Origin of the sequence: Streptomyces sp. NPDC048650 (genome assembly GCF_043199095.1) — a bacterium.
Classification (GTDB): Bacteria; Actinomycetota; Actinomycetes; order Streptomycetales; family Streptomycetaceae; genus Streptomyces.
The window spans coordinates 202223-229134 of the sequence record NZ_JBICVM010000010.1; the positions used below are offsets into that span (position 1 = coordinate 202223).

The following is a 26912-nucleotide window of genomic DNA, read 5'->3' on the forward strand; positions in this document are numbered from 1 at the left end:
CACGGTGCCGGGGGGCGCTGGGTAGGCTCCCATGCCATGGAGCATGAGGTGTTCGTTCCGTTTCCCGTCAGGACCGTGCGGCAGGCGCTCACCGAGCCGGAGCGGGTGGCCCGCTGTGTCCCAGGAGTCCAGCTCGACGCCGACGCGGCGCCGAGCATCCCTCAGGGCCGTCTCCGACTGCGTATCGGCAGCTCCACCATCACCTACCGCGGCACGCTGACGATTGCGGACGAGGGCGGCAGAGACGCCGCGGACGACGCCGCGCTGATCTTCGAGGCGAAGGGCACCGAGTCGCGCGGCGACGGTGCGGTCGCGCTGACACTCACCGTGCGGTTGACACCGACGGCGGAGCCCGCGCCCGGTACGACTCTGGCGTGCTCCGGTGCGCTGCGCAGCGACGGCCGCCTCGCCGAGGCCACCGACCGGTCCGCCGAGACCGCGGGTCGCCGGCTGCTCGACCGTTTCGCGGAGAACCTGGCGGGCGATCTGGAGCAGCGGCCGGTCCAGGCCTCGCCGGAGACCCCGGCCGGCGAAGACACCGGGCGGGGCGTCTTCGAGGCCGAGCTGCCGCCGTCGCTCGATCCGGGCAGCGAAGCGGACGCCCGGCCCGGCCGTGAGCTCGACGATGTGCACGACCTCGATGACGTGGACGCCGCACTCGACGGCGCCGCCGCGCGGGATGCGGACCACGCCTACGACGGCGACGCGGACGACGAGTCGCCCGCCGAGGCCGCCCATGCGCGCCGGACGATGATCGGGCGCAGCGCCGAGGAGGTCGACCATGCGCCGCCGCGCGGACGGTACGCGCCGGTGCCGCCGCCCGAGGTGAACAGCGCCTCGGCGACGCTGCGCTGGGCGGCGCCCGCCGCGGCGGTGGTGCTGGCGTCCGCCGTGGTCGTCGGGCGTGTGCTGCGCCGGCGCCGCTGAGCGGGTCGGTTCGGATCGGGTCGGAGCGGGTGCGGGCGCCGCGTGGCTGCCCACCGTTAGGGTCGGCCCTGTGAGTACCGACAACACCACGCAGAGCGCTTCGCGGACGCCGTCCAAGGGTGTCCGGCTGGCCGCCGGGAACGCCGAAGTGACCGTGCATCCGGAAAACGGCTGCCGCGTCGGCAGCCTCCGTGTCGACGGCCTGGAACTGCTGCGGCAGGGCGACAAGTACGGCAGCTTCCCGATGGTCCCGTGGTGCGGCCGGATCGACCACGGCCGTTTCCGCAACGGCGGTGAGCTGCACCGGATGCCGGTCAACGCCGCGCCCCACGCCATCCACGGCACCGGCCGCGACCTGCGCTGGCGGACCGCCAGGACCAGCGCGACGCAGGCCGTCTTCACCTACGAACTCGCCGACCCGGCCGCCCCCTGGCCGTATCCGGGGACGGTGACGCAGGTGGTCGAGCTCGCCGAGGACGGCGGCTCGCTCACCCTCACCCTGTGCGTCGAGGCGTCCGCCGACTCCTTCCCGGCGCAGGTCGGCTGGCACCCGTGGTTCCTGCGGAACCTGGGCGACGGCGGCGCGGACGTCACCGTCGACTTCGCCGCCGCGTGGCAGGAGGAGCGGGGCGCGGACCATCTCCCGACCGGCCGGCGGATCCCGCCCGAGGCGGGGCCGTGGGACGACTGCTTCGGGATGCCGGAGGGCGTGGACGTCACCCTCACCTGGCCGGGGCGGCTGGAGCTGACGGTCGCCGGGCGGGCCGAGTGGGTCGTGGTCTACGACGAGCAGGAGGCGGCGGTCTGCGTGGAGCCGCAGTCGGGCCCGCCCAACGGGCTCAACACGCTTCCTCGCCTGGTCACGCCCATCGATCCGCTGGAGGTCTCCACGACCTGGAGCTGGCGGAGCCTGGCCGGGGGCACCGCCTAAGCTCGTGCGCATGAGTGACGACGTGCGCGGCGAGCTGCTGCAGCAGATCAAGGACAAGGCCGTGGTGCACGGCAAGGTGACGCTTTCCTCCGGCAAGGAAGCCGACTACTACATCGACCTGCGCCGGATCACGCTGGACGGCGAGGCCGCTCCGCTGGTCGGCCGGCTGATGCTGGACATCACCGCGGACCTGGACTACGACGCCGTCGGCGGGCTGACGCTCGGCGCCGACCCGGTCGCGACGTCGATGCTGCACGCCTCCGCCGCGCGGGGGCGCCGGCTGGACTCCTTCGTCGTCCGCAAGGCGCAGAAGACGCACGGTATGCAGCGCCGGATCGAGGGCCCGGACATCACCGGCCGCCGGGTGCTGGTCGTCGAGGACACCTCCACCACCGGTGGCTCGCCGCTGACGGCCGTCGAGGCGGCGCGCGAGGCGGGTGCCGAGGTCGTCGCGGTGGCGACGATCGTGGACCGGGGCGCGGCATCGGCCATCGCCGAGGCGGGTCTTCCCTACATCACCGGCTACCAGCTCGGCGACCTCGGCCTGGGCTGAGCGCGGCCCTTGGGGCCACGAGGAGCCCTGACCACGGGGTTTCACAGGGGGCGGTTGGTTTCACGTGAAACCGGCCGCCCTTTTGCATGAAGGCCGGATGGGCGATGTGGAGCAACGCACCGAGTCTGGGAAGATGGCCCCGGCGAAGTCCTCGCCCCCTGGTCAGGGCCAAGAACGCACACCCGTATACACAAGGAGCGGACAGATGCCCATCGCAACTCCCGAGGTCTACAACGAGATGCTCGACCGGGCGAAGGCGGGCAAGTTCGCCTACCCGGCCATCAACGTGACCTCGACGCAGACTCTGCACGCAGCGCTGCGTGGTTTCGCCGAGGCCGAGAGCGACGGCATCATCCAGATCTCCACCGGTGGTGCGGAGTTCCTGGGCGGGCAGTACAACAAGGACATGGTGACGGGCGCCGTCGCCCTCGCCGAGTTCGCGCATGTCGTGGCCGCCAAGTACGACGTCACGGTCGCGCTGCACACCGACCACTGCCCCAAGGACAAGCTGGACGGGTACGTGCGCCCGCTGCTGGACGTCTCCGCGGAGCGTGTGGCCAAGGGCCTGAACCCGCTGTTCCAGTCCCACATGTGGGACGGCTCGGCCGAGACCCTCGCCGACAACCTCTCCATCGGCCAGGAGCTGCTCGCCAAGGCCGCCGCCGCCAAGATCATCCTTGAGGTCGAGATCACCCCGACCGGTGGCGAGGAGGACGGCGTCACCCACGAGATCAACGACGAGCTCTACACCACGGTGGACGACGCGCTGCGCACCGCCGAGGCCCTGGGCCTGGGCGAGAAGGGCCGCTACCTGCTCGCCGCCTCCTTCGGCAACGTCCACGGCGTCTACAAGCCGGGCAACGTCGTGCTCCGTCCCGAGCTGCTCAAGGACCTGCAGGAGGGGGTGGCCGCCAAGTTCGGCAAGGCCGCCCCGTTCGACTTCGTCTTCCACGGCGGCTCCGGCTCCACCGAGCAGGAGATCGCCACCGCGCTGGAGAACGGCGTGGTCAAGATGAACCTCGACACCGACACCCAGTACGCCTTCACGCGCCCGGTCGCGGACCACATGTTCCGCAACTACGACGGTGTGCTGAAGGTCGACGGCGAGGTCGGCGACAAGAAGACCTACGACCCGCGCAGCTGGGGCAAGCTGGCCGAGGCCGGTATGGCCAAGCGCGTGACCGAGGCCTGCGCCAACCTGCGCTCCACGGGCACCAAGATCAAGTAAGCCCGTCAGGGTTCGTCAGGGCCCCGCATCCTCCGGGATGCGGGGCCCTGACGCGTTCCCGACGGACTGTTCCGCGTGGCGAAGCGGCTCTTCCGTGTGGCGCGGCGGCTCCTCGGCATTCCGCAGGGCGGGCGAGCGGGCGAGCGGGCGCCGGCCCGGGCATGCTCACGGTATGAGCGAACCGAGTGTGCCCGGCGGGGTCCGGCTGTCCTCGGCCCAGGGCAGATGGGTGCTGACGACGTCCGTGCTGGGATCCGGCATGGCGATGCTCGACAGCACGGTCGTCAATGTCGCGCTGCCCAGCATCGGCCGGGACCTGAACGCGGACCTGGGGGTCCTCCAGTGGACCGTCTCCGCCTACATGCTCACCCTCGCCTCGCTGATCCTGCTGGGCGGCTCGCTCGGCGACCGTTACGGCCGGCGGCGGGTGTTCGTGATCGGCGTGCTGTGGTTCGCGGGGGCGTCGCTGCTGTGCGGGCTGGCGCCGAACGCCGGAGTGCTGATCATGGCCCGCGCGCTCCAGGGTGTGGGCGGGGCGCTGCTCACGCCGGGTTCGCTGGCGATGATGCAGGCGGTCTTCCACCCGGACGACCGGGCGCGGGCGGTCGGCGCATGGTCGGGGCTCGGCGGGGTGGCCGCGGCGGTCGGGCCCTTCATCGGCGGCTGGCTGGTGGACGGTCCGGGCTGGCGCTGGGTGTTCTTCCTGAACGTGCCGCTGGCGGCGGTGTGTGTGCCGGTGGCGCTGAGGCATGTCCCCGAGACCCGGGAACGCGCGGCGGGCGAGCACCGCGGCTTCGATGTCACGGGCGCGGTGCTGGGGGCGCTGGCGCTGGCCGGGGTGACGTATGCGCTGATCGCGGCGCCGGACGGGGGTCTGGGCCCGAGGGTGGTCGTGCCGGCGGTGCTCGGCCTGCTGCTCGGGGCGGCGTTCGTAGCGGTCGAGCGGCGGCGGGCGCATCCGATGCTGCCACCGTCGATCTTCGCCATCCGCCAGTTCACCGCCGTCAACGCCGTGACGGTCTGTGTCTACGCCGCGTTCGGCGGCTTCTTCTTCCTCTCCGTGCTCCAGCTCCAGGTCGTGGCGGGCTACAGCGCACTGCAGGCCGGTACGGCGCTGCTGCCCACGACCGTGCTGATGCTGTTGCTGTCCGCCCGCTCCGGTGCGCTCGGCCAGCGCATCGGGCCGCGGATCCCGCTCACCGTCGGGCCGGTGCTGTGTGCCGCCGGGATGCTGCTGATGGTGCGGGTCGGCGAGCACGCCTCGTACCTGGCGGATGTGCTGCCCGCGCTGGTGGTGCTGGGGATCGGCATGGTGACGCTGGTCGCGCCGCTCACCTCGACCGTGCTGGCGGCGGTGGACGTGGACCGGGCGGGCCTGGCCAGCGGCATCAACAACGCCGCGGCACGGGCCGCGGGCCTGGTGGCGGTCGCCGCGCTGCCGCTGCTCTCGGGCACCGGCCCGGAGGCATACCGCTCGGCGGACCAATTCGGGGCCGCCTTCCGGCGCGCGATGCCGCTGTGCGCGGGGATTTTGCTGGTCGGGGCGCTGATCGCCTGGCTGACCGTACGGAGTGATGTGCTGCACGCCGAGCCCACGGCGCCGGAGTCGTGTCACCCGGAGTGCCGGTATCACTGCGGGGTGAGCGCACCACCGCTGGATCCGGGCGAAATCCGGTCCGGGCGGCCCGGGGAGGCCGCCGATGAGTGGGAGTCCCCGGGCTGACCCGCGGCGACCGGCGGGGACCAGGCAGACTTGAGACATGGCCATTCACGAGAATCTCCTCGGGGGACCGCCCCCGACCCATCTGCCCGACGACCCCGAGCCCCGCGAGCTCCTCGCCGCGGGCACGGCGCCGTCCGACGTCGCCGCGAAGTACCCGACCTCCTCGCTGGCCTGGGCGCAGCTCGCCGACGACGCGTTCGAGGGAGGCCGGGTCGTCGAGTCGTATGCCTATGCCCGCACCGGCTACCACCGCGGCCTGGACTCCCTGCGCCGCGCCGGCTGGAAGGGCCACGGCCCGGTGCCGTTCGAGCACGAGCCCAACCGCGGCTTCCTGCGCGCCCTGCACGCCCTCGCCCGCGCCGCACAGGCGATCGGCGAGCAGGAGGAGTACGAGCGCTGCTCGGCGTTCCTGCGCGATTCCTCGCCGACCGCGGCCGACACCCTGACCTGAGGGCAGCAGCCGGGCCCGGAGGCGGCCCGGGCGAACGGGCCGGCCGCATGATCGCGGTCGGCCCTTGCGCGGTCGGGGAACTGCACCGATGATTTCAGGTGGGCCGGTGATCCGCGCCCGAGGGGACCGGGGCTCCGGAGCCGACAAGGAAGGAGCGGACCGCTACCCGGTAGTTCGCACCTGAGGAGTCCCTCATGTCGCAGCCTTCTCCGTTTTCGCCGGCCGGGCCGGCCGACACCGTTTCACGTGAAACCACGGTGGATGCGCCGTTCGCGCCCGATCTGAGCATCGGCAGCAGCACCACGACCCCGTACGAGGACTATGTCCAGGCGGGCGTCCTCACCCACCTCCAGCACCCGCTCTCCGACGACCCCGGCGAGATGGTCTTCCTGGTCACCACCCAGGTCATGGAGCTGTGGTTCACGGTCATCGTCCATGAGTGGCAGACCGCCGCCGATGCGCTGCGCCGCGACGACGTGCGGGTCGCCATGGACGCGCTGCGTCGCTCCACCTACGAGCTGGAGGCGCTGAACGCCGCCTGGAAGCCGCTGGCCCGGTTGACCCCGGAGCAGTTCAACGCCTACCGCAGTGCGCTGGGCGAGGGCTCCGGCTTTCAGTCCGCGATGTACCGGCGGCTGGAGTTCCTGCTCGGCGAGAAGTCCGCGTCGATGCTGGTACCGCACCGCGGCGCGCCCCGCGAGCACGCCGAGCTGGAGAAGGCCCTCCAGGAACCGAGCCTGTGGGACGAGGTGCTGCGGCTGCTCGCGCGCCGGGGCCACGCCGTCCCCGAGAGCGTGCTCCAGCGGGACCCGGAGCTGCGCTACGAGCCCGATCCGGCGGTCGAGGCCGTCTGGGCCGAGATCTATGCCGGGCCGCAGGAGTCCGAACTGGTCCGGCTGGGCGAGGCGTTGACCGACGTCGGCGAGCTGGTCTGGCGATGGCGCAACGACCACTTGGTCGCCACCCGGCGGGCGATGGGATCCAAGATGGGCACCGGCGGTTCCGCCGGGGTGGCCTGGTTGGAGAAGCGGGCCCGTAAGAACGTGTTCCCCGAGCTGTGGACGGCGCGTAGCCATGTCTGAGACCCCCGAGAACGCCGCCGAGACTCCCGAGAACACGGCTGCGGCCCACGAGGACAGCGCGGTCGCCCGCGAACACACCGCGCAGGCCGGGCAGCTGGACGCCGCCGACCCGCTCGGCGCGACGGTCCGCGACCGGTTCGTCCTCGACGACACGGTCTACCTCGATGGCAACTCCCTGGGCGCGCTGCCCCGTTCGGTGCCCGGCCGGATAGCCGATGTCATCAACCACGAGTGGGGCGAGCTGCGCATCCGCTCCTGGGACGAGGCCGGCTGGTGGACCGCGCCCCAGCGGATCGGCGACAAGATCGCACCACTCATCGGGGCGGCGCCAGGCCGGGTCGTGGTCGGCGACTCCACCAGCATCAATGTCTTCAAGGCCGTGGTCGGCGGCATCCGGATGGCCGGGAAGGGCTGCACGGAAATCCTCGTCGACGCGACGACCTTTCCGACCGACGGCTATATCGCCAGGTCGGCGGCGCGGATGACGGGTCTCGCGGTGCGTCCGGTCGAGCCCGCGCGGATCGCCGACGAGGTCACCGAGCGGACCGCGCTCGCGCTGGTCAACCACGTCGACTACCGCACCGGCCGACTCAACGACCTGCCCGGCATCACGAACGCGCTGCACTCCGCCGGTGCACTCGCCGTCTGGGACCTGTGCCACAGCGCCGGTGCGCTGCCGGTCGGGCTGGACGCGTGCGGCGTCGACCTCGCCGTGGGCTGCACCTACAAGTACCTCAACGGTGGCCCCGGTTCGCCCGCGTACCTCTATGTGCGCGAGAGCCTCCAGGAGCGCTTCGACTCGCCACTGCCCGGCTGGAACTCGCACGTCGAACCCTTCGGGATGGCCCCCGACTACGACCCGGCCGAGGGCATCGCCCGCGGCCGGGTCGGCACCCCCGACATCCTGTCGCTGCTGGCCCTGGAGGCGGCGCTGGACGTCTGGGACGGCGTCACCGTCGAGGACGTCCGGTCCAAGAGCCTCGCCCTGACCGACTTCTTCCTCGACTGCGTCGCCGCCTACGCGCCGCCCGGCCGGGTGCGCTCCGTCACGCCGTACGACCACGTCCGGCGCGGCAGCCAGGTGTCGTTGGAGTGCTCGGGTGCCGCCGCGGTGATGGCGGAGCTGATCCGGCGCGGGGTGGTCGGCGACTTCCGTCACCCCGATGTGCTGCGCTTCGGCTTCACTCCGCTCTACACCTCCTTCGCGGACGCGGAGCGGGCGGCGTGGGTGCTGGGCGAGGTGCTGCGGGCGGTGCCCGAAGAGGGCGTGGCCGGGGCCGGCGGGTGAGCGCACCGGACGAGGAGACGGCGCTGCTGGGGCTCGCCCCGGTGGCGCCGGACCGGTCGGTGGCCTACGGGCCGCATCCGGACCAGGTACTGGATCTGTACGGGTCGTGGGGCGCCGACGCCGGGCCGCTCGTCGTCCTGCTGCACGGCGGCTTCTGGCGCGCCGCGTACGACCGCCGTCACCTCTCACCGCTCGCCGCCGAGCTGGCGGGGCGGGGGGTGCCGGTCGCGCTCGCCGAGTACCGCAGGGTGGGGGCGGGCGGGGGTGCGCCGCAGACGTTCGAGGACGTGGCGGCGGCGGTCGGGGCGGCCGTGGCCGAGGCGCGCGGGGCGCACCGCGGCGTCGTCCTCGTCGGGCATTCCGCGGGTGGGCACCTCGCCCTGCTCACCGCGGCCCGTTCCGAGTCACCGGCCACCCGGGTGCTCGCCGTCTCGCCGGTCGCCGATCTCGCGCTGGCCCACGAGCTGGACCTGAGCGACGGCGCGGTGGCCGGGCTCCTCGGCGGCGACGGCCCCGGCTTCGCGGAGCGCCTGGCCGCGGCCGACCCGCTCCGCCACCCGCCCGCCGGGACTACCGTCACGATCCTGCACGGCACCGCCGATCCGGACGTCCCGCCGGAGCTCTCCCGCCGCTACGCCGATGCCTTCCCGGACGCCACGGACCTGCACGAACTGCCCGGCGTCGGCCACTACGCGCCGGTCACCCCGGGCACCGCGGCCTGCCGGGAGCTCCTCGCGCGGGTGGGCACGCGCGGGCGGTCCTCCGTCGCGTAGTACCTGCGGGGGAGACGGAAGATACGCGGCGGAGCGGACGCCCCCGCGGCCGGTCTTGCTTACCGTTGACTGCGTGAACGAGACGACCCAGACGCAGAGCTCCCTGCGTTCCGAGGCACGGATAGCCCATGGCGCGCTGCACCGGCTGCGCCAGGACCTGTTCGTCGATGCCTTCGCCTTCCGCCCGCTGCCGCCGCTGGAGGACGCCAAGGTCGCCCGGTGGGTGCCGTGGCTGCCCGAGAAGATCCGGAACTGGGCACGCTGGCTGCCGCACCTCGCCGTCGGCCTGTTCTCCGCGTGCGTCTTCCTGGCGACCTCCGCCTCGATCTACGGCGAGGGGCCGGTGCGCGGCATCCTCAGCACGGGCTGCGCCGCGCTGGTCGCCGTCCCCGCGGCGATCACCCTCTTCCGGCCGGTGGGCGCCTACTGGCTGTCGATGTTCGCGCTGCTCGTGTCGGTGGTCGCTCCCGTCTTCTCCCCGTACGGCGGCAGCATCTTCTCGGGCACCGTCTTCCCCACCCACCTCGCGGTGATGACGCTGGTGGTGCTGCGCACCCGGCCCCGGATGGCCGTGGAGATGTGGCTGGTCACCTTCGCCGTGTCGGCGGTGCCGGCCGCGCTCATCGGTGACGGCATGGGTGATCTGGCGCCGGTGGCGTTCGTCTCGGGGCTGGTGCTGGTCGCAGCGGCCGCGGTGCGGGCCTGGCGCGAGGAGCGCCGGCAGGTCGTCGAGACGCAGACCGTCACCGCCGAGGAGCGCTCCCGGCGCACGCTCCTGGAGGAGCGCGCCACCATCGCCCGCGAACTGCACGACGTCGTCGCACACCACATGTCGGTGATCGCCATCCAGGCCGAGGCCGCTCCGTACCGCGTGGAGACCACCCCGCCCGAGCTCGCCACCTCCTTCGCCACGATCCGTGAGAATGCCGTGGCGGCCCTCACCGAGCTGCGCCGCATCCTGGGCGTGGTCCGGTCCGAGGACCCGGACGCCTTCGTCGGGATGGACCCGGAGGCCCCGCAGCCGACCCTCGCCAGCCTCGATTCGCTGCTGTCCAGCGTGCGCAGCGCCGGGCTCACCGTGGAGGCGGTCGTCACGGGTGCGCCCCGCCCGCTACCGCAGGGCGTCGAGCTGTCCGCGTACCGGATCGTGCAGGAAGGGCTGAGCAACGCGCTGCGGCACTCGCCCGGCGCCGACGCCCGGGTGGAGATCAGTTACGTCCTGGGCGGCCTGGGCCTGCGCATCGTCAACGGCGCCCCGAGCCGGCTGGCCAAGCCGTCCCCGGGTGCGGGGCACGGCGTGCTGGGTATGCGGGAGCGGGTGCAGATGCTCGGTGGTGAGATGACGGCCGAGCCCACCGAGGACGGCGGCTTCGAGGTCGCGGCGTTCATTCCGGTGACGAACACGGCAGGGGAGACCACGGCATGATCCGCGTACTGATCGTCGACGACCAGGTGATGGTCCGCGAGGGCTTCTCCGTCCTGCTCAACGCCATGCCGGACATCGAGGTCGTCGGCGAGGCCGTCGACGGCTGGCAGGCGGTGCACAAGGTGGCGGTCCTCAAGCCCGATGTCGTGCTGATGGACATCCGGATGCCGGAGATGAACGGGTTGGAGGCGACCCGCGAGATCGTGGCCGCCGACGCGGACGCCAAGGTCCTCGTGCTGACCACCTTCGACCTGGACGAATACGTCTACCAGGCGCTGCGCGCCGGAGCCAGCGGCTTCCTCCTCAAGGACGCCTCGGCCGGCCAGCTCGCCGAGGGTGTCCGCATCGTCGCCTCCGGCGAGGCGCTGCTCGCCCCGACCGTCACCAAGCGCCTGATCTCCGAGTTCTCCCGCCTGGGTACCCCGCGCGCCCCGGCCCAGGAGCGCATCGGCGATCTGACGGAGCGGGAGACGGAGGTCCTGGTACTGGTCGCGCAGGGATTGTCGAACGGTGAGATCGCCGAGTCTCTCGTCGTCGCCGAATCCACGGTGAAGACGCATGTCAGCCGCATCCTGGTGAAGCTGGGGCTGCGGGACCGGACGCAGGCGGCGGTGTTCGCGTACGAGGCTCGGCTGGTGACGCCGGGGGGCTGACGCCCGACCGGCGCGCACGGTTGTCCACAGCCTGTGGAGCGCGAAGTGCGCCGCCGGAGTCCGCTACGGCTCCGGCGGCGCACGCTGGGGGCGGCGCGGCGGGTCAGCCCATGTCGCGCCGCCGGAGGCCCACCAGCCCCACGGCGGTGAACAGCACCGAGAGGCCCAACAGCCAGAGGAACGGGGCGGCCGTGGCCTGGCCGCCGGGGAGCTTGGGCAGATGGCTGAAGGGGGACAGGTCCATCGCCCACTGGGGGAACTTCAGGGCGGGCCCGATCCAGCCGATGGCCAGGCAGCCGCCCACCACGGCCCAGACGCCGGCCGCCGCCCGGGGGAGTGCGCCGTGCACGAGGACGGCCACCCCGGTGAGCGTCCAGACGGCGGGGACCTGGGAGAGCGTGGCGCCGAGCACCCGGCCGAGTCCCGCGCCGACGTCATGGACGCTGATGCCGTAGCCGACGCCCAGCGCCAGGCCGCCGGCACCCAGGATCACGACGGTGCCGAGTGCGGCGACGGCCAGGTGGCCGCAGGCCCAGCGGAGGCGGCCGACGGCGCCGGCCAGGACCGGTTCGGCGCGCCCGCCGGTCTCCTCGCCGTGCAGCCGAAGGACCGAACCGGCCGCGTAGAGCGAGGCGATCATGCCCAGCATGCCGGCCATCGTGGCCAGGAAGGCGTCGGTCAGGCCCTGTTGGCCGCCCATCCGTCGGAAGATCTCCAGGGTCTGCTGGTTGCCGCCGACCAGGTCCGAGGCGCCCTTGGCGATGCCGCCGAAGATCCCGCCGGCGCAGAGGAACCCCAGCGTCCAGCCCAGCAGGGTGGTGCGCTGCAACCGCCAGGCCAGGCCGAACGGGCCGCTCAGCGCGCGGGGCGCGCGGGCCGGGCCCGGGCGGGCCGGCAGAAAGCTCATCCCGATGTCGCGACGCGCCGTCAGGGCGTAGGCGGCGGCGACCGCGAGGACCGTGCCGCCGGCGAACAGGAGGGTGACCCACCAGCGTTCGCCGGCGTAGGCGCGGACGTTCTCGGCCCAGCCGACCGGCGAGACCCACAGCAGCGGGGAGGACGCCCCCGCGGTGGCGGCGTCGCCCGCGGCGCGCAGCGCGAAGGCGAGGCCGAGCACCGCGCCGGTCAGGCCCTTGGCCGGCCGGGCGCTCTCGGTGAGCTGCGCGGCGATGGCGGCCACCCCCGCGAAGAGCATCCCGGCGCCGCCGACGGCGATGCCGAGGGCGAGCGAACCGGTCGCCGGCTGCCCGGAACCGGCGAGCCCGCCCGCGACCACCACGGCGAGCGCGGCATTGGCGACCAGGGCCGTGAGCAGGGCGGCGGTGAGCGGCGCGCGGCGCCCCACCATCGCCGCCGACAGCAGCTCCTGACGCCCCGTCTCCTCCTCCTCGCGGGTGTGCCGGACCACGATCAGCAGGCTCATCACCGCGGCGAGGACGGCGCCGAGGCCGGCCATCCGCCAGGCGACGAGGCCGCCGATGGAGTCGCCGAAGACCGGCCCGTACAGCGCGCGCAGCGAGGCGTTGGCGTTCATCGACGCGGCCAGTCCGGCGCGCTGTGCGGTGGTGGGGTAGAGGGTCTCGTAGGACGAGCCCATCCCGGCCACGGTCAGTCCGACGACCAGCACCCAGGCCGGGATCATCACCCGGTCCCGGCGCAGTGCGAGGCGCAACAGGGCGCCGGTGCCCGCCAGATGGCGGGGTCCGCGGGCCGGGGCGAGGGCGGCCGCGGCGGCTGTGGCGGTCATCGCGCGCCCGCCTTCTCGGTGGTCTCGCCCTGGTAGTGGCGCAGGAAGAGCTCCTCCAGGGTGGGCGGGGTGCTGGTCAGGCTGCGGATGCCGGATTCGCTCAGGGAGTGCAGTACGGGGCCGAGCTTGTCGGTGTCGACCTGAAGCTTGACGCGCAGCCCCTGGACGTCGACGTCGTGCACGCCGGGGAGGCGGGCGAGGCCGTTGGGCGGTCCCGCCAGTTCGGCGATGACGGAGGTGCGGGTGAGGTGCCGGAGCTGTCCGAGCGAGCCGGATTCGACCGTCCGCCCCTTGCGGATGATGCTGACGCGGTCGCACAGCGCCTCGACCTCGGACAGGACGTGGCTGGAGAGCAGGACCGTGCGGCCGCGGTCGCGCTCCTCGGCGACGCAGGTCTGGAAGACCTCCTCCATCAGCGGGTCCAGCCCGGAGGTCGGCTCGTCGAGGATCAGCAGGTCGACGTCGGAGGCGAAAGCGGCGACCAGGGCGACCTTCTGCCGGTTGCCCTTGGAGTACGTGCGTCCCTTCTTGGTCGGGTCCAGGTCGAACCGCTCCAGCAGCTCGGCCCGCCGCGTGCTGTCCAGACCGCCGCGCAGTCTCCCGTAGAGGTCGATGACCTCGCCCCCGGAGAGGTTGCGCCACAGGGTGACGTCGCCGGGGACGTAGGCGACGCGGCGGTGGAGTGCGACCGCGTCGCGCCAGGGGTCCTTGCCGAGGAGCTCGGTGGTGCCGCCGTCGGCGCGCAGCAGGCCGAGCAGGACCCGGATCGTGGTGGACTTCCCGGCGCCGTTGGGCCCGAGGAAGCCATGCACCTCACCGGCCTCGACGCTGAGGTCGAGGCCATCCAGCGCGTGGGTGCGGCCGAACGATTTGTGGAGGCCGGCCACCCGGATCGCGGCAGGGGAAGAGATTGCCTTCGTCATGATTTTGAAGATACGTTAGATTCACAAATTTGTGAAGTTAAGAAAGCGTATTAAGTTGGAGCTGCGGTTCTGATCAGGGGAGATGATGCGGACATGGTGGAGCAGGAGCGGAAGACGGCGCGGCGGGATGTGGACGAGCGCGACACCGAGGCGGTCTCGGAGTTCGTCGAACGCTTCGCCTCGCAGCTCGTCGACGCCGGAATGCCCCGTATGCCGTCCCGGGTCTTCGCCTGCCTGCTGGCCTCCGACTCCGGCGTCCTGACCTCTGCCGAGCTCGGTGAGCGCCTCCGGATCAGCCCCGCCGCCGTCTCCGGCGCGATCCGCTATCTCTCCCAGGTCACCATGGTCAGCCGTGAGCGCGAGCCCGGCTCCCGCCGCGACCGCTACCGCGTCCACAGCGACCAGTGGTACGAGGCCCTGACCCGCCGGGACAGCGTCCTCACCCGCTGGGAGGCCACCCTGCGCGACGGCGTCCAGAGCCTCGGCGAGAGCTCCCCGGCAGGCCACCGGCTCGCCGAGACCCTCGCCTTCTTCGAGTTCCTGCAGGGTGAGCTCGGCGGGCTGATGGAGCGCTGGCGCCGTCATCGCGACCAGCTGCGGCTCGACGGCCAGGGGAGCTGACCGGCCTCAGAGGCCTCGCCGCACGGCCGCGGACGACGGCGCACCCGGCTGTGGTGGGCACCGCCCGGCCACCCCACGCCGTGCCGGGGGCCGGCTCACTTCGGCAGCGTCAGCCGCCAGGCCCCCGCCTGCGCCGTCCACGTACGCGTCCGCACCGGACCGCCCACCACCGCGTCGGCCCGGTAGTGGAAGTCCGCGCCGGACACCGTCACCGCCCGCGCCCGGACCCGTACGGGCCGCGCCTCGTCCGGCCAGCGCACCTCGACCTCGGCCAGCCCGCCGGAGTCGGCATCCGGGCCGTGGCCGGAGGCCGCCCGCTCCGCCGCCGGCAGCACCGAAACCCCTCGCACCGGCCGGTCCAGATCCGCCAGCACCACGCCGTCCGCCTCGATCCGCAGCCGCTGCGCCGGCACCCGGCCGCGCCGCCCGCCGAGCCCCAGACCCGTCGCCGGCGCCAGCAGCCCCAGCGCCGTACGGGCCGTCCGCGCGGCCGGACCCCACCAGGGCCGGTGGTCGCCGAGGGAGGGCTCCACCGGGTGTGCCGCGCCCGGCAGGGACGTCTCCGGTGCCGGCGTGCCGCCGCCGGGGATCCGCAGGCCGCCCAGGACGATGCCGTCGCTGTCGTCGGTGAGCAGGTCCATCGACCGCTCGTCGCCGTCCAGCACCGTCCGCGCCGCCGCCACCGTGTCCGTCGGGACGCCCAGCGCCCGGCTCAGCGCGACCGAGGCGGGCGCGCCCACCGGAACCACCGACAGGCCCACCCGCGCCAGCTCCCGCTCCTTGTGCAGCAGCCCGACGACCCGCAGCAGGGCGCGGTCGTCCCCGATCACCACCGGCCGGCGCTGGCCGCGCCGGGCGAGGGCCCGCGCGAATTCCTCCGGCCCCTCCGGCAGGCAGATCTTCGCCCCGGCGCCCGCACACAGCACATCCCGCGCGATCCGTACGGATTCGCCGTCGATACTGCGCGCTACCGGGTCGATGACCACGAGCAGGGGGTACCCCCGAACGGAGTCTGCGGGGGTGTGCCCAGAAGGCTGCGCCGACACCTCGGTCCTTCCTCAGGTAGCATCTCGGTGCAAGAGCCCCTTGCGCTATTGCGCCAGGGGCTTCGTCTATTCCGGGGCACCGGTCCGACGGCTGAAGCGATGACGTCCGCGTGAACAAGCACGCCGACGCCATCCACGCACGTTGGACATGCCCCGCCCGGAAGGGGTGTACGCCTGTGCCCGCACTTGTGCTGCTCGGTGCTCAGTGGGGTGATGAGGGCAAGGGAAAGGCCACCGACCTGCTCGGTGGATCCGTTGATTATGTGGTGCGCTACCAGGGCGGCAACAACGCCGGCCACACGGTCGTCGTCGGCGACCAGAAGTACGCGCTGCATCTTCTCCCTTCCGGAATCCTCTCGCCGGGGTGCACCCCGGTCATCGGCAACGGCGTCGTCGTCGACCCCGCGGTCCTGCTCTCCGAGCTGAGCGGACTCAACGAGCGCGGTGTCGACACGTCCAAGTTGCTGATCAGCGGTAACGCGCACCTGATCACGCCGTACAACATCACCGTCGACAAGGTGACGGAACGGTTCCTCGGCAAGCGGAAGATCGGCACCACCGGGCGCGGCATCGGCCCGACCTACGCCGACAAGATCAACCGCACCGGCATCCGGGTCCAGGACCTCTTCGACGAGTCGATCCTGCACCAGAAGGTCGAGGCGGCCCTCGACTTCAAGAACCAGGTGCTCGCCAAGCTCTACAACCACCGCGCGATCGTCGCGGAGCAGGTCGTCGAGGAGATGCTCGGCTACGCGGACCAGATCAAGGGCTTCGTCGCCGACACCACGCTGCTGCTGAACAACGCCATCGACGACGGCAAGGTCGTCCTCTTCGAGGGCGGCCAGGGCACGCTGCTGGACGTCGACCACGGCACGTACCCCTTCGTCACCTCCTCGAACCCGACCGCCGGCGGTGCCTGCACCGGCGCCGGTGTCGGCCCGACGAAGATCAGCCGCGTCATCGGCATCCTGAAGGCCTACACGACCCGCGTCGGCGCCGGCCCCTTCCCCACCGAGCTGTTCGACAAGGACGGCGAGGCGCTGCGCTCCATCGGCGGCGAGCGGGGCGTCACCACCGGCCGTGACCGCCGCTGCGGCTGGTTCGACGCGGTCATCGCGCGGTACGCGACGCGGGTGAACGGCCTCACGGACTTCTTCCTGACCAAGCTCGACGTGCTGACGGGCTGGGAGCAGATCCCGGTCTGCGTCGCGTACGAGATCGACGGCAAGCGCGTCGAGGAGCTCCCGTACTCGCAGACCGACTTCCACCACGCGAAGCCGGTCTACGAGATGCTGCCGGGCTGGTCCGAGGACATCACCAAGGCGAAGTCCTTCTCCGACCTGCCGAAGAACGCCCAGGCGTACGTGAAGGCGCTGGAGGAGATGTCCGGCGCCCCGATCTCCGCGATCGGCGTCGGCCCCGGCCGCGACGAGACCATCGAGATCAACTCGTTCCTCTCGTAGGACCGGACCGCGTACGGCCCCGACGGCCGCGCACCGCACCTTCCGGAGTTCTCTCCGTACGGCGTGGGGCGCGGCCGTCCGCCGTCGGCCCGCGGGCCCTGTCAGGACGGGGTGGCCGGGGGGCCGTGGGGGGCCCGGCCGTACGTCCGCGGCGCCTTGTCCGTCCCCCGGAACTCCCGCCGCAGGGTGCCGTCACCGCCCAGCCGCAGCACGGAGGTGCTGCTCGCCTCGCAGCCGGGGAGCGGGCGGTCGATCACCGAGGGGCCGACCGTGAGGGCGCCCGCCCCGGAGGCGTAGAAGTCGGCGTGTGCCGTGCAGCGGCCGGCCGGGCCGTCGATGACCGTGGTCAGCACCGTGCTGCCCGCCGGGGCCCGCTTGATGGTCAGGCGCTGGGTGCCGGAGCCGCCGTCGTCGGTGCGCTGCCAGGTGCCGACGAAGGCATCCGGGACGGTCCCGCTGACGGCGTCGTCCCGGCGGAGGGTGGCCGTGCGGCCGGCGGCCGCCCAGGTCAGGGTGCCGGCAGGACCCGGCCGCAGGGTGTGCTCGCCGAGGGCGGAGCAACGGCCCGCCGGGATCGACCGGACGACCGTGGTGTCCAGGCGGAGGGCCGGGCGCCCGTCGTCCGTGGTGAAGGAGACCAGCTTGCCGTCGCTGCGGCACTCGTAGGTCGCGCCGAGGCTGGTGCTGTTGGCGACCACCTCGCCGATCGTGCCGTGGGAGATCACGAAGCGGCGCTGCTGGCCGGTGGGCGTGCCGTCGCGCAGGACCTGGCCCGACCAGGTGCCGATGTAGCGGTCGGGGATGCCCTCGGAGCCGCCCTCGCTGCCGGTGCCGGCGGTCAGCAGCGGGACGGCTACGGCGGTGGCGGCGGCCGCGACGACGGCGGTGGCGGCGAAGGGGAGCCAGCGTCGTCGTCGGGCGGGGGTGCGCCCGGACGGATGCGGCCTCGGGCCGGGGGAGATCCGGGTGCCGGTGAGCTGCGGCGGATGGCCGCCCGGCGGGGTGTCGGTGTCCAGCAGGCGCACCGCGTGCCGGCCGAGGCCGGCGATCAGTTCGCCGGGCAGCCAGGGCGTGGCCGCGCGCCCGCCGGGCTCCGGGCCGAGCCGGGCGAGGACCTCCTCGGGAGCGGGCCGGGCCGCCGGGTCCTTGGCCAGGCAGTCCTCGATCAGGCCGCGGATCTGCCCGGACGTACCGGCAAGATCCGGCTCGTCCTGAGTGATCTTGAACATCACCGCGTGCACGCCGGCCGCCACGCTGCCGAACGGCTGCCGCCCGGTGGCCGCGTACGCCAGCACCGATCCGACGCAGAAGACATCGCTGGCCGGGCCGACGCGGCGGCTCCGGACCTGCTCGGGCGACATGAAGCCGGGCGAGCCGACGACCGCGCCCGTACGGGTCTGGGTCCGGTCGCCGACCGCGTCCAGGGCGCGCGCGATGCCGAAGTCGATGACCCGGGGGCCGTCGATGGTGACCAGGACGTTGGACGGTTTGAGGTCGCGGTGGACGAGCCCGACGCCGTGGATGTCGGTCAGGGCGGAGAACAGGCCGTAGGCGAGGTGGCGCAGGGAATGCTCGGGGAGCGGGCCGTACGTTCCCGCCCGGCCGTATTCGTCGTCCCGGTTGCCGACGACCGTCTTCAGGGTCGGGCCCGCGATGTAGCCGGTGGCGACCCAGGGGATCTCCGCCTCGGTGTCGGCGTCGAGGACGGGCGCGGTCCAGCGGCCGCCGACCCGGCGCGCGGCCGCGACCTCGGCACGGAAGCGGTCCCGGAACTCCTCCTCGGCCGCCAGCTCGGTCTTCACCAGCTTCACGGCAACGGTCCGGCCGCCCTCGGAACGGGCCAGGTAGACCCGGCCCATCCCGCCGCTGCCGAGACGGCTGAGCAGCCGGTAGTCCCCGATCCAGTGCGGATCGTCGGCGGTCAGCTCCCGCAGGCCCTCCATCCGGACGCCCTCCCCGTGTCGTTCCGTCCCCGGTGCATCCGTCCGAGCCTAGGCGTCCCGAGATCGCACCACGGGCGACGACGCGTCACGAGGGGAGAACGATCGGCAGCGCAACGACGCCCGGATCAACCGGTCTTGTGGTAGATCAGCGGCGTCTTGCCGTTGTCCATCGAGCGGCGCAGCCCGCCGTTCACCAGCTCCAGCCTGCTGGGTGAGCCGGGGCTGCAGCTCTGCGCCGGGCGCCCGGCGACCACCTTCGAGGGCCCCAGGCGGACCGGCGGCCCCGCCTTCTTCAGGGCGGCCGCGAACTCGCACCGGTACGTGGGCCCGGTGGCCGTCATGGTCAGCACGGTGTCGCCCGGCGTGCCCTGTTTGAGGGTGAGACGGAGGTCCGCGGTGCCGTTGCCGTCCCGGGTTTCCCAGGTGCCCAGGTAGCCCGCGGGGATGCGTCCCTTGACGGCCTGCGCTCCGCCCTTCGCGTCCGAAGGCCGTACACCGTCGTCGTTCCCGTTCAGCAGGGCGAACGCGGTGCCCGCGCCGGCGGCGGCCAGGACCAGCACGACGGCGGCTGTCAGGGCGGATCCGCTGCGGCGGCGCCGGCGCTGCGGGCGGTGCGCCGCCGGGGCGGGCGGCGTGGGGGCGGGCGGCGCGGGTGGGTACCCGTACTGGCCCTGGGGCGTGTACTGCCCCTGCTGCGGGTACGGGGTCGCGCCGGGCGGAGCGTGTCCCGGCGGCGGGGTGGGGGGCGCGGCCGCGGGCGAGACCGAGGTCGGCATCGCGTGCACCCCGGGGGCGGGGGTATAGGGCGCGGCGGGGCCAGGGGGGTAGGGCGCGGCCCCGGCGCCGTGGCCGCCGGGGTCGCCCTCGGGGTTCTCGGCCTCCAGCAGTTCGACGGCGTGCCGTCCCAGCCGGGCGATGAGCGCCCCCGGCAGCCACGGCTCGTCCTCGTCCGCGGAGTACGCCAGGGCGTCCTCCGTCATCGCCACGAGCTGTGCGGGGGTGGGGCGGTGCGCCGGATCCTTCGCCAGGCAGGCGGCGACGAGGGGGTGCAGTCCGGGCGGCAGCCCGGAGAGGTCGGGCTCCTCCTGGGCGATGCGGTACATCACCGCGTGCACACCGCTTGCGGCCGTCCCGAACGGCTGCCGCCCGGTGGCCGCGTAGGCCAGGACCGAGCCGAGGCAGAAGACGTCGCAGGCCGGGCCGATCGCCTCGCCGCGCACCTGCTCGGGGGCCATGAAGCCGGGCGAGCCGACGGTGGCGCCGGTGCGGGTCATGCCGTTGTCGGCCAGCGCCTCCAGGGCGCGTGCGATACCGAAGTCGATGACGCGGGGGCCGTCGATGGTGATCAGCACGTTGGACGGCTTGAGGTCGCGGTGGACGATCCCGGCGGCGTGGATCGCCTGGAGCGCGCGGGCCAGACCGGCCGCCAGGATGCGGACGGTCCGTTCGGGGAGCGGGGTGGTGCCGCCGCCGACCACCTGCTGAAGCGAGGGCCCGGCGATGTAACCGGTGGCGACCCAGGGCGTTTCGGCCTCGGTGTCCGCGTCCAGTACGGGCGCGGTCCACTCGCCGCCGACCTGTTGTGCGGCGCGCACCTCGCGCCGGAAGCGGCCCCGGAACTCTTCCTGGCCGGCCAGTTCGCCGCGGACGAGTTTGACGGCGACCGTACGTCCGCGGTCCGAACGGGCCAGGAACACCTTGCCCATGCCGCCCTCGCCGAGCCGCGCGATCAACCGATAGTCACCGATCCGCGATGGATCCCCGGCGATGAGCGGCGTCAGCCCTCCGGGCTGCCCTGCCTGCCCCGTACGTCCCTGCTGTGCCACGATTCGTCGCCCTCTCCCCCGCATCCGTCCTGCCCCGGCCCCGCTTCCGCGGTGAGGATATCCAGGGCCGCGCGCGCCGGCAGCGGCGGAGCACCCCTGGATCCTTAACTCGCGGTGGGGGCGCGCTTAACCCGGCCGTTCCTAGTGTGCTGGACGGAATCCGGACGACCGGAACCGCCCGGCCGCCGACGCCGGCGCGGCACGCAGGAGAGTGGTGGACATCATGGAGAGTTACGGCCAGTTGGCCGCGCGGCTGGCGATCGATCTGACCGCGGTGGGGACGCTCACCTTCGCCGTGTACTACCCGCGCCACCGGCGCCGTGATCTGGTTCCGGCCTATCTCGCGTTGAATGTCGCGCTGTTCTCGGTGGTCGCGGCCCTGGCCAGGGTCGGTGAGAACGGCGGGATGGCGCTGGGATTCGGTCTGTTCGGGGTGCTGTCGATCATCCGGTTGCGCTCGGACTCCGTCCAGCACCAGGAGGTTGCGTACTACTTCACCACGCTGGTGCTGGGGCTGCTGTGCGCGCTGCCGCACCTCCCGCTCGCCGTCGTCGGGGGGCTCGCCGCGCTGCTCCTGCTCGTCATCCATGTCGCCGACCACCCGCGGCTGCTGTCCGGTACGCGCCGCGTGGTGATCACCCTGGACGTGGTGCACTCCAGCCAGGAGGCCCTCCGTGCCGACCTGGCCGGGCGGCTCGGCGAGCCGCTGAAGTGGACGGTCCAACAGGTGGACTGTGTCCGGGATCTGATGGTGGTGGATGTCAGGTTCCGCGTCCCGGAACTTTCCCTGGGTACGGAACGTAGAACGCCTGCCGCCCCGCATCCCGCGGCGCAGCACCCGTCACGGACCGCGCCGCGGAATCCGGCGAAGGACACCTCGCCGGACACCTCGCCGGACCCGGAGCGGAGCACCGCCCGGCCCCGCACGATCGCCCGTCCCCAGCCCCCTGCCAAGGAGACCGTGTGATTCCCGCCGTACGAGCCCTCGCCCGCGCCGCCATGGCCGCGCGTCCGGTCCCGCTCGCCGAGGTCCAGGCACGCGCCGAACTCCTCGCCCGCTACGACAACAGCTACCTCGTCCCCGTCGAGGTCTTCGCCGACTTCGCGGCCGAGCTCACCGACCGGCGGCGCCCCGGAGGCCCGTTCGCCGCGCTCTGCATCAACGGCCGCCGCTGGTTCCGCTATCACTCCGTCTACTACGACACCCCCGACCTGCGGTCCTTTCACGACCACCGGCAGGGCCGCCGACTGCGCTACAAGATCCGCGAGCGGCTGTACGAGGACACGGGGGAGCGGCAGTTCGAGATCAAGCTCAAGGGCCGCCGTGGCGAGACGGTCAAGCACCGGCAGCCGCTGATGCCGGGAGCCGCGGCCCTGGGCCCGGCGCCGCGCGGTTTCCTCGCCTCCGTGCTGGACCGCTCGTACGGCATCGCGGCCCCCACCGAGCTGGGCCGTTCCATGGAGACCGACTACACCCGGGCCACCTTCGTCGCCGACGGCCAGCGCATCACCTGCGACGCGGCCCTGCTCTGCCGGGACCTGGAGACCGGGCGCACGGTACGCGCCGACGGCGGACTGGTTCTCGTGGAGACCAAGACCGTCGGCCATCTCACCGAGGCGGACCGACTCTTACACGGCCACGGCATCCGTGCCGCCGAATTCACCAAGTACTGCGGGGGTTTGTCGGCACTGCGACCGGACCTCACCGCCAACCACTGGAAGCGGGCCGTCCGCACGGCGTTCCCCACGGCGGCCTGAGGACGACGGGCGGACCGTTTCACGTGAAACCGGCTGTTTCGCGTGAACCGGCTGTTTCACATGAACCGGCCGTTCCGCGTGAACCGACTGTTTCACGTGAAACCGGCCGCGGCGGGGCGCAGTTCAGGCTCGGACGGATTCCTGCCGGCGGACTCCTGACGGGCGGATTCCTGACGGGCGGATTCCTACCGGCGGGTGCCCCGCCCCTCCGCCCCGCCGCCGAACGTCGCCGTGATGCGGGCACCGCCGCCCGCCCCGCTGCCGAACTCCACCGCGCCGCCCGACTCCTGGGCGGCGCGGCGCACGATGTCCAGCCCGAGCCCGGTGGAACCGCCCCCGCTGCGGCCCCGCTCGGGGACGTGGCCGGCGGGGAAGCCGGGGCCGTCGTCCTCGACGGTCAGCCGCCCGCCCGGCGCCTCGCCCGCGACCGTCAGGCGCATCCCGGCGCCCTCCGGTGTGTGGTCGAGGACATTGCCGATCAGCGCATCGACCGCGGCGGCCAGCTCGGCCGCATCGGCGGCGACCGGCACCGGGGTGCCGACCGGGGGAGCGGTGCAGGTCAGGGCGCGGCCCTGGTCCTCGGCCAGCGGGCGCCAGAAGTCCGACCGCGCGCGGACCACCGCCGCCAGATCGGTGCGGACGGGCCCGTCGCCGTCCTCCCGCAGCGGCTTGCGGGCCGTACGGATCACCTCGTCCACACTGCGCTCCAGCGCCGCCACATCCGCCGCGATCCGCTCCGCCTCCGCCGGATCGCGCAGCCCCTCCGCGTCCAGGCGCAGCGCGGCGACCGGCGTGCGCAGGCGGTGGGCGAGGTCGGCGGCGTTCTCCCGCTCGGCGGTCAGAAAGCCGTGGATACGGTCGGCGAGGTGGTTGAGCTGCCCGGCCACCAGGCGGAGTTCGGGCGGGCCCGAGGGCTCGGCGCGGGCGGTCAGATCGCCGCCCGCCAGACGGTCGGCGACGGCGGCCAGGCGGCGGGTGGAGCCGACCAGGCGGGAGCCGAGGCGGTCGGCGAACAGCAGGCCGAGCAGCATCAGCCCGGCGCCGATCCCGGCGAAGGCGAGGGAGGAGGTCAGCGTCCCGGCGTACAGCTGCCGGTCGCCGAGCCCGACCTGGACGACCGCGGTACCGCCGGCCACCCCCTGTACGGGGACCAGGACCGCCCGGCCGCCGCCGGCCGGCTCGTACGAGAACGCCCGCCCGTAGCGCGCCAGCCGCACCGCGTCGGTGACCGGCGCAGCCGGGCCGAGGACCGTGCCGTCGGCGAGGATCACCGAGGTGCGCGGCAGGTCGGGGCCGTTGGCGGAGGCGACGATGGCGGCGGCGGCACGGCGGCCGGCGGGCTCGGCGAGGCTCCGCCCGAGGCCGGTGGCCAGCGAGTGGGCGCGCGCCGTGGCGTCGGCCGTGGCGCGGTCGGCGGCGTGGCTGCGCGCCAGCAGGGACAGTGGCACCAGCAGAGCGGCGAGCACCAGGGCGGTGGTCGCGGCGGTGAGGCGGAGGATGCTGTGGCGCACGCCCTACGGCTCCTGCCCCGCGCCGTCCCGGACGCCCCCGGGCGGCGCCAGCTTCACGCCCACCCTACGGACCGTGTGCAGATACCGGGGGCGCTGCGCGGTCTCCCCCAGCTTCCGGCGCAGCCACGACAGATGGACGTCCACCGTCTTGTCGGCGCCGCCCAGCGGCTGCTGCCACACCTCCGCCAGCAGTTCGCGTCGCGAGACCACCTGTCCGGCGCGCCGGGCGAGATAGGCCAGCAGGTCGAACTCCCGGGGCGTCAGTTCCAGCGCCGCCCCCGCCAGCGTCACCTCGCGCGCCCCCGCGTCGAGCGCCAACTCGCCCACCCGGATCACCGGTTCCGCCTCCTCGGCACCCAGCCGCCGCAGCACCGCCTTGATCCGCGCGTCCAGCTGGGCCGCACCGAAGGGCTTGACGATGTAGTCGTCGGCGCCGTCGCCCAGGACCGCGACCATGTCCGGCTCGTCGTCCCGCGCGGTGGCGACGATCACCGGGACGTCACTGACCGCCCGCAGCATCCGCAGCACCTGCGCGCCGTCCACATCGGGCAGTCCCAGATCGAGGACCACCAGGTCGGGGCGGTCGGTGACGGCGGTGTCGAGCCCGGACATCCCGGTCGCGGCGGTGGCAACGGCGTGGCCGCGGTCGCGCAGCGCCCGCATCAGCGCACCACGCAGCTGCGGGTCGTCCTCGACGACGAGTACATGGGGCATGCAGCCACCGTAGCCAGCGCCGATACGCCCGGGGGAGGTCGGGCCGCCGACGAGGGCGAATGCCCGCGAGCTTTGGGCGGGCCTTAACCGGGCGTTAGGGAAGGGTGCGCGAGGCTGGTGCGGACGACGGGAGGTGACGGCCGTGGCAGTGCGGGGTGCGGCGGCGGCCTGGATGGCCGGGCTGGCCGCGGCGGGTGGGCTGGGAGCCTGGGCGCTGGCGTCCACGGACAGCGGTATCGGGGACCGCAACGCGCGGGCCGTCACCCTGGACGACGCGGCCGTGCGCCGGCGACTCGCCGAAGCCCGCTCCGCCGACGGTGCCCAGGGGCCGCCGCCCACTCGGCCGTCCCGCTCCGCGGGCCCCGCCGCGCCCCCCGCCCGCACCGTCCGGGTCACCGGCGGCAGCGTCACCGCGGTCTGCCGTCCCGATGGCCGGGTCTACCTCACCGCCTGGAGCCCGGACGCCGGATTCCATGTGGACGACGACGTCTCTCGTGGGCCGGCGGCCACCGCGGCCCTGGAGTTCGAGCCGCTGAACGACGAGGACGGTGCGGACCGCCCGTACGCGATCCACTGCGCCGGCGGACGCCCGGCGGCCGCCCCGCCCCGCGAGGACTGAGCGCACCGCCCGCCGCCACCGGCTGGAGCGCCCACCGCCACCGACTGGAGCTTCCTCCAACCCCGCAGACAATCCGGCCGACCCGTAGACATTCTGTCCGTGCACGTGGTGAGTGCCATACAGGTTGTCGGTACCCGCCGACGGGCCGTGATCCCTAGGCTGAGGGCGTTCGCCGGGCCTGTCCACCGGCGGCCCGAGCGACCCGATCCGAGGTACTGACCGTGACCACGACGCCCTCCGCCTCCGCCGACCCCGCCACGGGCGCGGCAGTAAAGGCCGCCGACCGCGCGCACGTCTTCCACTCCTGGTCCGCGCAGGGCCTCATCGACCCGCTGCCGGTCGCGGGCGCCGAGGGCTCGTACTTCTGGGACTACGACGGCAACCGCTACCTCGACTTCTCCTCCCAGCTGGTCAACACCAACATCGGCCACCAGCACCCCAAGGTCGTCGCGGCGATCCAGGAGCAGGCCGCGAAGCTGTGCACCATCGCGCCCGGCTTCGCCGTCGACGTGCGCTCCGAGGCCGCCCGGCTGATCGCCGAGCGCACCCCCGGCGACCTCGACAAGATCTTCTTCACCAACGGCGGCGCGGAGGCCGTGGAGAACGCGGTCCGGATGGCCCGGCTGCACACCGGCCGTGCCAAGGTGCTCTCCGCCTACCGCTCGTACCACGGCGCCACCGCCGCCGCGATCAACCTGACCGGCGACCCGCGCCGCTGGCCCTCGGACACCGCCTCGGCCGGCGTCGTGCACTTCTGGGGCCCGTTCCTCTACCGCTCGCCCTTCCACGCCACGAGCGAGGCGCAGGAGTGCGAGCGCGCCCTCGCCCACCTCGAACAGACCATCGCCTTCGAGGGCCCGCAGTCCATTGCGGCGATCATCCTGGAGAGCATCCCGGGCACCGCCGGGATCATGGTCCCGCCGGCCGGCTACCTCGCCGGCGTCCGCGAGATCTGCGACCGCCACGGCATCGTCTTCATCCTCGACGAGGTCATGTCGGGCTTCGGTCGCACCGGCCGCTGGTTCGCCGCCGACCACTTCGGCGTCACCCCCGACCTGCTGACCTTCGCCAAGGGCGTCAACTCCGGCTACGTCCCGCTGGGCGGCGTGGCGATCAGCGCCGAAATCGCCGCCACCTTCGACCAGCGGCCCTTCCCCGGCGGTCTGACCTACTCCGGACACCCGCTGGCCTGCGCCTCCGCCGTCGCCACCATCAACGCGATGGCCGAGGAGCGGATCGTCGAGAACGCCGCCGGCATCGGCGAGACGGTCATCGGCCCCGCGCTGCGCGAGATCGCCGAGCGGCACCCCTCCGTCGGCGAGGTCCGCGGCACGGGCGTCTTCTGGGCGCTCGAACTGGTCCGGAACAAGGAGACCCGCGAGCCGCTGGTGCCGTACAACGCGTCCGGCGCCGCCAACGCCCCGATGGCCGAATTCGCCGCGGCCTGCAAGCGCGGCGGACTGTGGCCCTTCGTGAACATGAACCGGACGCATGTCGTCCCGGCCTGCACGGTCACCGAGGCCGAGGCCAAGGAGGGTCTGAGCATTCTGGACGAGGCCCTGACGGCCGCGGACGCGCACACCGAAGCGGCCTGACCGGAACGGCGCAGCGGCGGCCACCCGACCTGCCGGGGACGTATCGTCCCAGGTACGGGGCGTGGCCGCCGCGGCCCTCGCCTATCGTTGGCCCGGGCCGCATCCCCTCTG

24 protein-coding genes are annotated in these 26912 nt (G+C 73.3%); 17 read left to right on the plus strand and 7 right to left on the minus strand.

Features of this window, described 5'->3' with window-relative positions:
* The first annotated feature begins 36 nt into the window (after positions 1 to 36).
* The 11 genes from ACGFML_RS26900 (at position 37) to ACGFML_RS26950 (ending at position 11035) form a co-directional block, all read left to right on the plus strand.
* Positions 37 to 927: a carbon monoxide dehydrogenase subunit G gene (locus ACGFML_RS26900; protein ID WP_393547865.1), complete on the plus strand. Its 891-nt coding sequence runs from the start codon at positions 37 to 39 to the stop codon at positions 925 to 927.
* Positions 928 to 997: 70 nt separating this feature from the next.
* Positions 998 to 1858, plus strand: a complete 861-nt coding sequence (locus tag ACGFML_RS26905) for an aldose 1-epimerase (protein ID WP_393547867.1) — start codon at positions 998 to 1000, stop codon at positions 1856 to 1858.
* Between the two features lie 10 nt (positions 1859 to 1868).
* The gene (pyrE, locus tag ACGFML_RS26910; RefSeq protein WP_393547869.1) at positions 1869 to 2411 is read left to right on the plus strand and encodes an orotate phosphoribosyltransferase; all 543 of its coding nucleotides are present in this window, start codon (positions 1869 to 1871) and stop codon (positions 2409 to 2411) included.
* A gap of 205 nt (positions 2412 to 2616) precedes the next feature.
* Complete coding sequence (gene fbaA, locus ACGFML_RS26915; RefSeq protein ID WP_393547870.1) at positions 2617 to 3639, plus strand: class II fructose-bisphosphate aldolase; 1023 nt, start codon at positions 2617 to 2619, stop codon at positions 3637 to 3639.
* A 172-nt stretch (positions 3640 to 3811) separates the two neighbouring features.
* The gene (locus ACGFML_RS26920) at positions 3812 to 5362 is read left to right on the plus strand and encodes an MFS transporter (RefSeq protein WP_393547872.1); all 1551 of its coding nucleotides are present in this window, start codon (positions 3812 to 3814) and stop codon (positions 5360 to 5362) included.
* Between the two features lie 37 nt (positions 5363 to 5399).
* Positions 5400 to 5813, plus strand: a complete 414-nt coding sequence (locus tag ACGFML_RS26925) for a DUF3151 domain-containing protein (protein WP_393547874.1) — start codon at positions 5400 to 5402, stop codon at positions 5811 to 5813.
* Positions 5814 to 6007: 194 nt separating this feature from the next.
* Positions 6008 to 6895, plus strand: coding sequence for a tryptophan 2,3-dioxygenase family protein (locus tag ACGFML_RS26930; RefSeq protein ID WP_393547876.1), 888 nt, complete (start codon positions 6008 to 6010; stop codon positions 6893 to 6895).
* A complete protein-coding gene (gene kynU, locus ACGFML_RS26935) occupies positions 6888 to 8183 on the plus strand; it encodes a kynureninase (RefSeq protein ID WP_393547877.1) in 1296 nt (431 codons plus the stop codon). Before ACGFML_RS26930 ends, kynU begins: the two co-directional genes overlap by 8 nt.
* Positions 8180 to 8956, plus strand: coding sequence for an alpha/beta hydrolase family protein (locus ACGFML_RS26940; RefSeq protein ID WP_393547879.1), 777 nt, complete (start codon positions 8180 to 8182; stop codon positions 8954 to 8956). Before kynU ends, ACGFML_RS26940 begins: the two co-directional genes overlap by 4 nt.
* Before the next feature lie 73 nt (positions 8957 to 9029).
* Positions 9030 to 10382 carry a sensor histidine kinase gene (locus ACGFML_RS26945; protein WP_393547881.1) on the plus strand — a complete coding sequence of 451 codons (1353 nt, stop codon included), beginning with the start codon at positions 9030 to 9032 and terminating at the stop codon, positions 10380 to 10382.
* Entirely contained in the window at positions 10379 to 11035 is a 657-nt protein-coding gene (locus ACGFML_RS26950) for a response regulator (RefSeq protein ID WP_393547883.1), read from the plus strand. Before ACGFML_RS26945 ends, ACGFML_RS26950 begins: the two co-directional genes overlap by 4 nt.
* 103 nt (positions 11036 to 11138) lie before the next feature.
* Here the strand turns inward: ACGFML_RS26950 and ACGFML_RS26955 are convergent, their stop codons facing one another.
* Together ACGFML_RS26955 and ACGFML_RS26960 are read right to left on the minus strand one after the other, a co-directional pair.
* The gene (locus ACGFML_RS26955) at positions 11139 to 12782 is read right to left on the minus strand and encodes an ABC transporter permease (RefSeq protein WP_393547885.1); all 1644 of its coding nucleotides are present in this window, start codon (positions 12780 to 12782) and stop codon (positions 11139 to 11141) included.
* The gene (locus ACGFML_RS26960) at positions 12779 to 13705 is read right to left on the minus strand and encodes an ATP-binding cassette domain-containing protein (RefSeq protein ID WP_393547887.1); all 927 of its coding nucleotides are present in this window, start codon (positions 13703 to 13705) and stop codon (positions 12779 to 12781) included. Before ACGFML_RS26960 ends, ACGFML_RS26955 begins: the two co-directional genes overlap by 4 nt.
* Before the next feature lie 93 nt (positions 13706 to 13798).
* On the opposite strand from ACGFML_RS26960, the gene ACGFML_RS26965 reads away from it, so the two are divergent.
* Positions 13799 to 14326 (plus strand): GbsR/MarR family transcriptional regulator, encoded by a 528-nt coding sequence (locus ACGFML_RS26965; RefSeq protein WP_393547889.1) that lies wholly within the window; start codon positions 13799 to 13801, stop codon positions 14324 to 14326.
* Positions 14327 to 14421: 95 nt separating this feature from the next.
* Here the strand turns inward: ACGFML_RS26965 and ACGFML_RS26970 are convergent, their stop codons facing one another.
* Positions 14422 to 15312 (minus strand): hypothetical protein, encoded by an 891-nt coding sequence (locus ACGFML_RS26970; RefSeq protein ID WP_393547891.1) that lies wholly within the window; start codon positions 15310 to 15312, stop codon positions 14422 to 14424.
* A 236-nt stretch (positions 15313 to 15548) separates the two neighbouring features.
* Between ACGFML_RS26970 and ACGFML_RS26975 the strand changes: the two genes are divergently transcribed.
* Entirely contained in the window at positions 15549 to 16835 is a 1287-nt protein-coding gene (locus tag ACGFML_RS26975; protein ID WP_393547893.1) for an adenylosuccinate synthase, read from the plus strand.
* 101 nt (positions 16836 to 16936) lie between these two features.
* Here ACGFML_RS26975 and ACGFML_RS26980 read toward each other — a convergent pair whose 3' ends face one another.
* On the minus strand, positions 16937 to 18778 hold the full coding sequence (locus ACGFML_RS26980) for a serine/threonine-protein kinase (protein ID WP_393547895.1): 1842 nt from the start codon (positions 18776 to 18778) through the stop codon (positions 16937 to 16939).
* A 125-nt stretch (positions 18779 to 18903) separates the two neighbouring features.
* Positions 18904 to 20559, minus strand: coding sequence for a serine/threonine-protein kinase (locus ACGFML_RS26985; RefSeq protein WP_393548002.1), 1656 nt, complete (start codon positions 20557 to 20559; stop codon positions 18904 to 18906).
* Positions 20560 to 20827: 268 nt separating this feature from the next.
* Between ACGFML_RS26985 and ACGFML_RS26990 the strand changes: the two genes are divergently transcribed.
* The gene (locus tag ACGFML_RS26990) at positions 20828 to 21571 is read left to right on the plus strand and encodes a DUF4956 domain-containing protein (protein WP_393548004.1); all 744 of its coding nucleotides are present in this window, start codon (positions 20828 to 20830) and stop codon (positions 21569 to 21571) included.
* Positions 21568 to 22362 carry a polyphosphate polymerase domain-containing protein gene (locus ACGFML_RS26995; protein ID WP_393547896.1) on the plus strand — a complete coding sequence of 265 codons (795 nt, stop codon included), beginning with the start codon at positions 21568 to 21570 and terminating at the stop codon, positions 22360 to 22362. The genes ACGFML_RS26990 and ACGFML_RS26995 overlap by 4 nt, the downstream gene beginning before the upstream one ends.
* Positions 22363 to 22547: 185 nt before the next feature.
* Here ACGFML_RS26995 and ACGFML_RS27000 read toward each other — a convergent pair whose 3' ends face one another.
* Both ACGFML_RS27000 and ACGFML_RS27005 read right to left on the minus strand, forming a co-directional pair.
* On the minus strand, positions 22548 to 23873 hold the full coding sequence (locus ACGFML_RS27000; protein WP_393547898.1) for a sensor histidine kinase: 1326 nt from the start codon (positions 23871 to 23873) through the stop codon (positions 22548 to 22550).
* A 3-nt stretch (positions 23874 to 23876) separates the two neighbouring features.
* Positions 23877 to 24587: a response regulator transcription factor gene (locus ACGFML_RS27005; RefSeq protein ID WP_393547900.1), complete on the minus strand. Its 711-nt coding sequence runs from the start codon at positions 24585 to 24587 to the stop codon at positions 23877 to 23879.
* Between the two features lie 142 nt (positions 24588 to 24729).
* On the opposite strand from ACGFML_RS27005, the gene ACGFML_RS27010 reads away from it, so the two are divergent.
* Both ACGFML_RS27010 and ACGFML_RS27015 read left to right on the plus strand, forming a co-directional pair.
* Complete coding sequence (locus ACGFML_RS27010) at positions 24730 to 25206, plus strand: hypothetical protein (RefSeq protein ID WP_393547902.1); 477 nt, start codon at positions 24730 to 24732, stop codon at positions 25204 to 25206.
* A gap of 221 nt (positions 25207 to 25427) precedes the next feature.
* Positions 25428 to 26801 carry an aspartate aminotransferase family protein gene (locus ACGFML_RS27015; protein ID WP_393547904.1) on the plus strand — a complete coding sequence of 458 codons (1374 nt, stop codon included), beginning with the start codon at positions 25428 to 25430 and terminating at the stop codon, positions 26799 to 26801.
* Positions 26802 to 26912: the final 111 nt, after the last annotated feature.

What these genes read in the sequence shown, in the direction of transcription:
- ACGFML_RS26900 (WP_393547865.1), top strand. Translation starts at nt 37, where the DNA reads ATGGAGCATGAGGTGTTCGTTCCGTTTCCCGTCAGGACCGTGCGGCAG.
- pyrE (WP_393547869.1), top strand. Translation starts at nt 1,869, where the DNA reads ATGAGTGACGACGTGCGCGGCGAGCTGCTGCAGCAGATCAAGGACAAG.
- fbaA (WP_393547870.1), top strand. Translation starts at nt 2,617, where the DNA reads ATGCCCATCGCAACTCCCGAGGTCTACAACGAGATGCTCGACCGGGCG.
- ACGFML_RS26920 (WP_393547872.1), top strand. Translation starts at nt 3,812, where the DNA reads ATGAGCGAACCGAGTGTGCCCGGCGGGGTCCGGCTGTCCTCGGCCCAG.
- ACGFML_RS26925 (WP_393547874.1), top strand. Translation starts at nt 5,400, where the DNA reads ATGGCCATTCACGAGAATCTCCTCGGGGGACCGCCCCCGACCCATCTG.
- ACGFML_RS26930 (WP_393547876.1), top strand. Translation starts at nt 6,008, where the DNA reads ATGTCGCAGCCTTCTCCGTTTTCGCCGGCCGGGCCGGCCGACACCGTT.
- kynU (WP_393547877.1), top strand. Translation starts at nt 6,888, where the DNA reads ATGTCTGAGACCCCCGAGAACGCCGCCGAGACTCCCGAGAACACGGCT.
- ACGFML_RS26950 (WP_393547883.1), top strand. Translation starts at nt 10,379, where the DNA reads ATGATCCGCGTACTGATCGTCGACGACCAGGTGATGGTCCGCGAGGGC.
- ACGFML_RS26955 (WP_393547885.1), bottom strand. Translation starts at nt 12,782, where the DNA reads ATGACCGCCACAGCCGCCGCGGCCGCCCTCGCCCCGGCCCGCGGACCC.
- ACGFML_RS26960 (WP_393547887.1), bottom strand. Translation starts at nt 13,705, where the DNA reads ATGACGAAGGCAATCTCTTCCCCTGCCGCGATCCGGGTGGCCGGCCTC.
- ACGFML_RS26965 (WP_393547889.1), top strand. Translation starts at nt 13,799, where the DNA reads ATGGTGGAGCAGGAGCGGAAGACGGCGCGGCGGGATGTGGACGAGCGC.
- ACGFML_RS26980 (WP_393547895.1), bottom strand. Translation starts at nt 18,778, where the DNA reads ATGGAGGGCCTGCGGGAGCTGACCGCCGACGATCCGCACTGGATCGGG.
- ACGFML_RS26990 (WP_393548004.1), top strand. Translation starts at nt 20,828, where the DNA reads ATGGAGAGTTACGGCCAGTTGGCCGCGCGGCTGGCGATCGATCTGACC.
- ACGFML_RS27005 (WP_393547900.1), bottom strand. Translation starts at nt 24,587, where the DNA reads ATGCCCCATGTACTCGTCGTCGAGGACGACCCGCAGCTGCGTGGTGCG.